Here is an 8,414-nt window from a genome sequence, read left to right on the forward strand (position 1 = left end):
GCCCGCCCCCGTCCGAGACCGGCGGGGTCGAACCCGACGACACCGGCGTCGTCGGGTGGTCGCTCAGGGCCCGTCGCGCCGCCAGGGCCAGCGCCCCGGCCGTCGCGAAGCGCTCGTCCGGGTCCTTGGCGAGCCCCTGCGCGATGACGGCGTCGAGGGCGGGCGGCACGTCGACGCGCTCGCTCACCCGCGGTGGATCGGCGTTCATGTGCTGGTAGATCATCGGCACCAGGTCGCCCACGAACGGCGGCTCGCCGGTGAGGACCTCGAACAGCACGCAGGCCAGCGCGTACACGTCGCCGCGGCCGTCGCCCACGTCGCCGTTGATCCGCTCGGGCGACATGTAGGCGACGGTGCCGATGGTCGCCGACGACGTGTCGGTCAGCGCCGTCATCTGCGTGGTCGACCGGGCGATGCCGAAGTCCACGAGGTAGGCGAACGGCGGCCGTTGCTCGAGGTCGTCGGTGAGGCCGGTCAGCATGACGTTGCCGGGCTTGACGTCGCGGTGGATCAACGCGTCGGCGTGCGCGGCGTCGAGGGCCGACGCCACCTGGCCCAGGATGTCGACCGCCACCGGGACGGTGAGCGGCCCGCGGTCCTCGATCAGCGAACCGAGGTCCGAACCGAGTACCAGGCGCATGTCGATGAACAGCCGTCCGTCGATCTCGCCGAAGTCGTGGATGGGGATGATGTGCGGGTCGCTGAGCTGCGCAGCGAGACGGGACTCGCGGCGGAAGCGTGCGAGGAACTTCTCGTCGCCGGCCAGATGGTCGGGCAGCACCTTCAACGCGACGTCGCGTTGCCGGACGGTGTCGCGGGCGCGGTACACCTCGCCCATACCGCCCCGGCCGAGCACCTCGCGCAGCTCGTAGCGGCCGAAGGTCTGTGCCATCCGTCCCCCGTCACCGGCGTCGTGCGACGTGCCGCGCCATGCTCTCACGCACGAGCCCGCGCCGGTACGTCGCTGCGTCGGCGATCATGCCGCTCGCGCGTTCGCCGCCGTTGTATCGTTCGCGCACAGTCGATCTGCGACGCCGCCCGCTCGAGGAGACCCATGCCCGGATCATCGGCGAACCCCAAAGCCGTTCTTGCCGCCGTCCCGCTGTTCGCCGGCCTGTCGTCGCGGCATCTCTCCGCGGTCGCCAAGCTGGCCCGCGAGGTGCAGCACAGCGAGGGGACGGAGATCGCGGCGCAGGGACGCGGGGCGCTGGCGTTCCACGTCATCGTCGACGGCACGGCGACGGTGAGCGTCAACGGGGCGCTGCGCCGCACCCTCGCCGCGGGCGACTACTTCGGCGAGATCAGCCTGCTCGACGGCGAGCCGCGCTCGGCCACCGTCACCGCGGGGCCCGGCCTGGTGACCCTGGCGCTGACCCGCACCGATTTCCTGCGCCTCGTCGACAGCGAACCGACCTTGGCGCGCGCGCTCATCGTCGCGCTGTGCGGTCGCATCCGCGCCCTCGAGCAGTCCCGGTAGGACGCATCGCCGCGACGGAGGGGTGACTGCTGGTGGACGCGCCGGTCGTGGCCGCCTGGATCACCTCGGGTGCGGCGCTCGTGGTGGCGCTCTACGGCGGGGTCCGGGCCGATGTCCGGGCCGGTCGCGACCGCGACTACGAACGCCGCAAGGAGTTCCTCATCGACGCGCAGGACGCCGCGCTCGACCTGCGGGACGCGCTCGCCGAGTTCGGTGCCGCGCTGAAGAGTGAGGTCGACCTGGCAGCACCCGGCGACGGCACGTTCACCATGTCGGTGCCGACGCCCGTCGACACGAACGTGCGGGCCGCGCGGGGCGCACTCGACAAGGCGCTGTCACGGGTCGACGACGCCGCGGTCGTGGCCGCGGCGCAGACCTGGCGGCCCAAGGCCGAGCAGTCGCCCATCGACGACAAGGACGTGGAGGCCGCGGACGAGCAGGCCGCCTTCGACCGGCTCAACGAGCTCGTCGCCGCGGCCTTGGCCTCACGACGCGGCCGGCTCGCTCGTCGCCCGTCCGCGGGACGGTGACGAGGGTCAGGAGGCGACGTCGAGTGCGGCGTCGGTGCGCACCTGGTCGCCGAGCTCCAGCCGGTCCGCGGCCGAGCGCACGTCGGCGGCGAAGTCGGCCGGGCCGCCGACCAGGGTGAGTTCCTTGGCTCGGGCGTCGACGAGGATGCTGCGCACGAGCTGGCTGGCGAACGACGTGGTGCCGCTGATGAGAGGTCGGGCGTCGACCACGACGCGCTGGTCCTCGATGGGCCCCAGCTTGCCGACGACGGCCGCTGCGAGGTCGCGTCCCGCGACGAGCTGGGCCAGCGTCAGAGTCGGCATCGGATCCCCCTCCGTCGTTCCTGAACCGGGCGCCTCGATGACCTGAACGTCGTGCCGGTGCGCCAACGGTGACCCCAGATTACCGCGCGGACAGCGGAATGCGGGCTTCCACGATGGTGCCGTGGTACCCGTGGGTGGTCTGCAGGTAGCGACGCGTGCTCGGGAAGTGCCGGATCGACGCCGTTCCCGACGCGATGTAGACGCTGCCGCGCTGCCCCGCGACGAGCCGCAGCGCCCTGGGCAGGCCGCGGCCACGGTCGGGCTCGTCGTAGCGGCTGACGTCCTCACGGGTCGCGAGTTCGATGGCGTGCTCATGGGTGCGGGCGCCGCGCCGGGCCAGCGTCGCCCGCATTCCCACCCCGGCGTCGCCCACCGCGAGCAGCAACTCGTTGCGTCGCGGCAGGGTCTGCGCGGCCATGAAGCCGACCGTCCGGGCGTGGTCGGGGACGTTCTCGGCGATCTCTCCCACGCTGCCGTGCAGGGCGGCGGCCAGCGCGCGGTCGGTGTCGGCGAGCTTGTCGAAGACCAGCCGGGCCAGGCGGTCGACGGCGGTGCTGCCCTCGATCGCGGTCACCTCGATCAGGTGGGCGCTGGCGTCGCCGGGGCCGCGGTCGGCCCCCGGGAAGTCGTGCCGCGCGCCTAGCCCGGCGAGCACGTGCCCGAGGCGCATGCGGGCGGCGTAGTTCGCGGCCTCGCCGGAGGTCGGCGCCAGCACCGTGAGCTGCTGGTCGTGCTGGCGGGCGCGATGGGCCTGCGCGGCGACGGCCACCATCGCGGCCGGCGGCATCCAGTCGATGGTGCGCAGGTCGAGACACAGCCCGCCGTCGCGGTGACGGGGATCGAGCAGGCGCAACAAGGTGTCCACGGGCCGGGTCGGCATCGCGGCCACCACCTGCTTCCTCGAGACGGCCCCCGCTGCCCGACAACACCTGCTGTCCCGATGTCTACTACAGCGGCCCGACAGGTTCGGTCCCGCACCCGGCGAGCCGTACGCTACGGGCGGGTATCGATCCGATCACTCGAGTTGACCTTGTGGAACGGGGTCCTTCAGACTCGCGTCACCTGATCGGCCGCGCCGGGCAGGACCGTCCCGGACGTCGATCGAGATGCGACCGAGCCCCCATGCGCACCATGCCGCTCCGCGCTGTCGCGACGACCGTCGGCAGCTGCCTAATGGCCTACGTCGCCGTTGTCGGGTGGGCCGACACGAGCAGCGCGGCACCGGCCGGTGTCGCACCCGCGGGCCGGAGCGTGCGCGTCGCGCGGTCCGTCGCCGCGACACCGACCCCCGCGAGGCACGCGACCGTCTCGGTGACCATCACCGTGTCGGCGCACCGCGGCGGGGCACAGGAGGAGCCGCAGAACTCGCTGCTCGCCTTCCAGCACGCGCTCGACGAGAACGTGGGCGAGGTCGAGGCCGACACCTGGATCACCGCCGACGACGTCGCGGTGGTCGAGCACGATGCCACACTCACCGCACCGCGGTGCAGCGGGCCCTACCTCGACCAGGACATCACCACCCTGACGTCCACTCAGCTGCAGGAGATGCAGTGCGACGGTCAGCCCATCCCGACCGAGGACCAACTGCTCGACCTGATGACGCATAGCTCGAACACGGTGACCGGCCTGCGGCTCGAGTCGAAGACCGTGCCGGGTGCGTCCGACGACGCGGTGGCTGCCGCGGCCTACCGCGTGGGCAAAGGCGTCGTCGACGCCGGGCTCGCCGACCGCGCGATCGTGCAGGACTTCGCCTGGGCGGGTATCGCCGGCTTCCATCGTGCGTCACCGGACCTGCGCGTCTCGGCGCTCATCGACCAACCGACCACGTGGGCCGCCCAGCAGGCGCGACAGCTCGGCGCCTACGACCTGTCCTACAACGCGGCCTACTCGACCCCGTACTTCAACGAGTACCTCCGCTCGCTCGGTCTCGTGCCGACGGTGTGGGGTATCGACGCCGTCCCCACCGACCCCGGCGCCCTGTCCATCGCCGCGCAGCAGGCCACAACCGCCGCGACCCACCGCGCCGTCTCCTCGGGCGCGCAGGTCGTCATCGTCAACAGCCCTGAGCTGGTGACCGAGGCGGTCAGCCACCCGGGCGTCTGCACCCTGGCCTGGCACGACGTCGCCGACCGGGCGTTGAACCCCACCAGCAAGTTCACCTACTCGGCCTACTACCACGAGGCTGCGGCACTCCCGACCTACGAGGCTGCGCTGGTGCGCATCAGCGAGTCGGCGCACGCGACCGAGACGGCGCAGCTCGCGCCGGAGAACCTGGGCACGCACGTGACCACCCTGCGGCTGCAACGCAACAGGGCGGTGACGGTACGGGTCGGGATCGCGCAACTGAACGGCATCCGGGTGGCGACGAACTACCGCTACGCCGGCGTGACCGTCACGATCATGGGCCTGTACCGGCGCAGCTGCACCTGAGCGGCGACCGACCGCGTCGCTGACAACGCGGCGCCGAGGCGGCCCGGTCAGACGTTGAAGCGGAACTCGGTGACGTCGCCGTCCGCCATGACGTAGTCCTTGCCCTCGATGCGCACCTTGCCGCGGGCCTTGGCCTCGGCCATCGACCCGGCGTCCACGAGATCGTCGTAGGACACCACCTCGGCCTTGATGAAGCCACGTTCGAAGTCGGTGTGGATGACGCCGGCGGCCTGCGGCGCGGTGGCCCCCACCGGGATGGTCCAGGCCCGGGACTCCTTGGGACCGGCCGTCAGATAGGTCTGCAACCCCAGGGTCGCGAACCCGACGCGGGCGAGCTGGTCGATGCCCGACTCCTCCTGGCCCATGGACTGCAGCAGCTCGAGCGCCTCCGCCGGGTCGAGCTCGATCAGCTCGGCCTCGGTCTTCGCATCGAGGAAGATGGCCTCGGCCGGCGCGACGAGGGCGCGCAGCTCGGCGATGAACCCGGCGTTCTCCAGCTCGTCGGAGTCGACGTTGAAGACGTACAGGAAGGGCTTGGTCGTCATCAGCGTCAGCTCGCGAAGCTCCGCGACGTCGAGGCCGGACGAGTAGAGGGTCGTGCCCTTCTGCAGGAACTCGATGGCCTCTTCGGCGGCCGCGAGCACGGACGCCCGGTCCTTGTGCAGCCGCGCATCCTTCTGCAGCCGCGGGATCGCGTTCTCGAGGGTCTGCAGGTCGGCGAGGATCAGTTCGGTGTTGATCGTCTCGATGTCGGACGCGGGGTCGACCTCGCCGTCGACGTGCACCACGTTGGGGTCGCTGAAGGCCCGGATGACCTGGCAGATCGCGTCCGCCTCGCGGATGTTGGCGAGGAACTTGTTGCCCAGCCCCTCACCGGTGCTCGCGCCGCGCACGATGCCCGCAATGTCGACGAAGCTCACCGTGGCCGGGATGATCTTGGCCGAGGAGAAGATCCGTGCGAGCACGTCCAGACGCGCGTCCGGGACGCCGACCACACCGACGTTCGGGTCGATGGTGGCGAACGGGTAGTTGGCGGCCAGCACGTCGTTCTTGGTCAACGCGTTGAACAGGGTGGACTTGCCGACGTTGGGCAGGCCGACGATGCCGATCGTTAAGCTCACGGGCGCCCAGTCTACGGGCGCCCGGACGGTCCACGAACCACCGCGGATCCGGGCCCGACAGCCGATTGGGCGCGTCGATCCCGAAACTGTCGGACCCCGGTGTGAGCATCGAAGCCATGGACGTCGCTGCTGTTCTCCTGGCCCTGCTCACCCTGGCCGCCGGTGTGGTCATCGGGGTGCTGCTCGGCCGTTCCCGGGCCGAGGCCTCGTCGCGCGCCGCACTGGCACAGGCGGAAGCCGCCGGTCGTGACGCCGTGGCCCGCACCGAGGCCGCCGCCCGGGAGGCCCTGGCCGGCGCCGAGTCCGCAACCCACGAGGCCCGCAACGAGGTCGCCCGGCTGACGGCAACCCTCGACACCGAGCGCGCGGCGCACCGCCGCCGGATCGAGGAGGACGCCGTGGCCGAGGGCCGCCTGCGCGAGGCGTTCGACTCGCTCGCGGGCAAGGCCCTGCAGGCCAACAACCAGGCGTTCGCCGAGCTCGCCGAGGCCAGGCTGACCGCGGCCAAGGCCTCCTCCGAGGGTGACCTGGCCCAGCGCCAGCAGGCCATCGAGGGCATGGTGCTGCCGCTGCGCGAGACCCTCGAGCGGGTGCAGAGCCAGCTCAACTCGGTGGAGCGCGACCGGGCCGGCTCCTACGAGAAGCTCCTCGAGCAGGTCGGCACCATGCGCCAGACCTCGGAGCAGCTGCGCCTCGAGACGTCGCAGCTCGTCACCGCGCTCCGCGCCCCGCAGGTGCGCGGCCGCTGGGGCGAGATGCAGCTGCAGCGCACGGTCGAGGCCGCCGGCATGACCGAGCACGTCGACTTCGTCACCCAGGAGACGGTGACGAGCGACGACGGGCGGCTGCGGCCCGACCTCGTCGTCCGGCTCGCGGGCGGCAAGAACGTGGTGGTCGACTCCAAGGTTGCCTTCGCCGGCTACCTCGAGGCCATGGAGGCCCGCGACGAGGCCACCCGCAACCTGCGGTTGAAGGCGCACGCGCGGCACCTGCGCACCCACATCGACCAGCTCGGCGCCAAGGCCTACTGGGAGCACTTCTCCCCCACCCCGGAGTTCGTGGTCTGCTTCATCCCGGCGGACGCGTTCCTCGACGCCGCGCTGCAGGTCGACCCGAGCCTGCAGGAGCGCGCCTTCGACCAGAACGTGGTGCTGGCCACCCCGTCGACGCTGGTGGCGTTGCTGCGCACCGTCGCCTACACCTGGCGGCAGGAGGCGCTGGCCGCCAACGCCGCCGAGGTGCACCAGCTCGGTCGCGAGCTGTACCAGCGGCTCGCGACCATGGGCGGGCACATCGACAAGCTGGGCAGCTCGCTCACCAGCGCGGTCGGCAACTACAACAAGGCGGTGACCTCGCTCGACTCCCGGGTGTTCGTCACCGCCCGCAAGATGGCCGACCTGAAGGTCGTCGACGTCAGCGACGCCATCGAGGCGCCGCGGCAGATCACCGAGGCCACCCGGGTCGTGCAGGCCGGTGAGATCTCGGAGCAGCGCCTGGTCGCGCTGCCCAAGCCCAAGGTGCCGGCCGGCCAGGGCGACCTGCTGGGCGGCGCCGACTCCGCAGAGGGAGCGCGCGCCACGTCCTGACGCGCCGCTGCGCCGAGCGGATGGCACTCCGCCGCCGCCCCGACTCGTCGTGGGCAACGGTATGCAGACGCGCGGGTCCTGACCCGCGAGTCTGCAAACCGTCATTTCGACGGCGACGGCGACGGCGACGACGACGGCGACGGCAACGGCGACGACGACGGCGGCGACGTCGACGTCGGCTCGCTACGGCGCGGGCGCGGTCAGGCGCCGGTGGCCGACCATCGCGACCGCCCGGCGTCCCGTCCCCCAGCGCACGGCGACCTGCACGATCCGCCCCTTCGGGCCGGTCACGCGCAGCTGCGCGCGCACACCGTGCGCGGTGACCGTCACCGTGCCGCTCACCCGGGTGTCGGTGGTCCACCGCACCGCGCGCAGGGTCGCGTTGCCGTCGTCGTCGTAGCGCACCGACCCGCCACGCAGCCCCAGGTCACGGTCGCCGTCGACGTAGTCGAAGCGATAGTGCGCATCGCCCGCCGCGGCCACCGCGATCGCGGCCAGCCGACGCGTCGAGCGCGCCGCGTGTCCGCGCGCCGCCACCACGTTGCCGTAGCGGCGCGGGAACGCCGGCACGGCCCGGACGGCGGGGATCCGCGACGCGCACCCGGCGTCGAGACGGGCCGTCGGCCGCGCGACGAACCGGCGGACCAGGGACCGCCCGCACGGGTCGGCGTTCTCCAGGGCCACCAGGTGCACGGTGTTCGCCGCGACGACCGTGCGGGCGCCCCGGCCCATCTGCCGCTTGATGTGCGCACCGCCGGCCGCCGGCGTCAGCGAGTCGAGCTGCCCGTTCAGGATCAGCACCGGAACGTGCCGCGGGTTGAGCGCAGCGCCGGCCGGCACCGGCGGGTCGGCCGGATGCGTCGGGGCCGGCCAGCCGAGGCAGCCGACCGTCGCGGTCAGCGCCGCAGGTTGGCGAATCGATCCGCCGGTGTCCGTACCAAGTGCCAGTGGCACGAGCGCCGCGGCG

9 protein-coding genes and 1 pseudogene are annotated in these 8,414 nt (G+C 72.3%); 4 read left to right on the forward strand and 6 right to left on the reverse strand.

Annotated elements, in window-relative coordinates; all coding sequences use genetic code 11:
• Positions 1-892: serine/threonine-protein kinase (locus tag ACFFCA_RS19390; RefSeq protein WP_375487862.1), on the reverse strand; the 892-nt coding region annotated here is incomplete at its 3' end.
• A gap of 162 nt (positions 893-1,054) precedes the next feature.
• On the opposite strand from ACFFCA_RS19390, the gene ACFFCA_RS19395 reads away from it, so the two are divergent.
• A complete protein-coding gene (locus tag ACFFCA_RS19395) occupies positions 1,055-1,477 on the forward strand; it encodes a cyclic nucleotide-binding domain-containing protein (RefSeq protein WP_375487864.1) in 423 nt (140 codons plus the stop codon).
• Positions 1,478-1,509: 32 nt separating this feature from the next.
• The gene (locus ACFFCA_RS19400) at positions 1,510-2,007 is read left to right on the forward strand and encodes a hypothetical protein (RefSeq protein WP_375487866.1); all 498 of its coding nucleotides are present in this window, start codon (positions 1,510-1,512) and stop codon (positions 2,005-2,007) included.
• Positions 2,008-2,013: 6 nt separating this feature from the next.
• Here ACFFCA_RS19400 and ACFFCA_RS19405 read toward each other — a convergent pair whose 3' ends face one another.
• Positions 2,014-2,310, reverse strand: a complete 297-nt coding sequence (locus ACFFCA_RS19405) for a hypothetical protein (RefSeq protein WP_375487868.1) — start codon at positions 2,308-2,310, stop codon at positions 2,014-2,016.
• A 79-nt stretch (positions 2,311-2,389) separates the two neighbouring features.
• Complete coding sequence (locus tag ACFFCA_RS19410) at positions 2,390-3,190, reverse strand: hypothetical protein (protein WP_375487870.1); 801 nt, start codon at positions 3,188-3,190, stop codon at positions 2,390-2,392.
• A 242-nt stretch (positions 3,191-3,432) separates the two neighbouring features.
• Here ACFFCA_RS19410 and ACFFCA_RS19415 point away from each other — a divergent pair, with 242 nt between their 5' ends.
• On the forward strand, positions 3,433-4,740 hold the full coding sequence (locus ACFFCA_RS19415) for a glycerophosphodiester phosphodiesterase (RefSeq protein ID WP_375487872.1): 1,308 nt from the start codon (positions 3,433-3,435) through the stop codon (positions 4,738-4,740).
• Between the two features lie 47 nt (positions 4,741-4,787).
• Here the strand turns inward: ACFFCA_RS19415 and ychF are convergent, their stop codons facing one another.
• Entirely contained in the window at positions 4,788-5,861 is a 1,074-nt protein-coding gene (gene ychF / locus ACFFCA_RS19420; protein WP_375487874.1) for a redox-regulated ATPase YchF, read from the reverse strand.
• 101 nt (positions 5,862-5,962) lie between these two features.
• Between ychF and ACFFCA_RS19425 the strand changes: the two genes are divergently transcribed.
• Positions 5,963-7,447: a DNA recombination protein RmuC gene (locus ACFFCA_RS19425; RefSeq protein WP_375487876.1), complete on the forward strand. Its 1,485-nt coding sequence runs from the start codon at positions 5,963-5,965 to the stop codon at positions 7,445-7,447.
• Between the two features lie 183 nt (positions 7,448-7,630).
• On the opposite strand, the gene ACFFCA_RS19430 is transcribed toward ACFFCA_RS19425, so the two are convergent.
• Together ACFFCA_RS19430 and ACFFCA_RS19435 are read right to left on the reverse strand one after the other, a co-directional pair.
• Positions 7,631-8,347, reverse strand: coding sequence for an alpha/beta hydrolase (locus ACFFCA_RS19430; protein WP_375487878.1), 717 nt, complete (start codon positions 8,345-8,347; stop codon positions 7,631-7,633).
• Positions 8,330-8,414 (reverse strand): annotated as a pseudogene (locus ACFFCA_RS19435) (amidase family protein); the annotation flags it as partial. The pseudogene ACFFCA_RS19435 and the gene ACFFCA_RS19430, both read right to left, overlap by 18 nt.

Source organism: uncultured Jatrophihabitans sp., from assembly GCF_964252635.1.
GTDB lineage: Bacteria > Actinomycetota > Actinomycetes > Mycobacteriales > Jatrophihabitantaceae > Jatrophihabitans.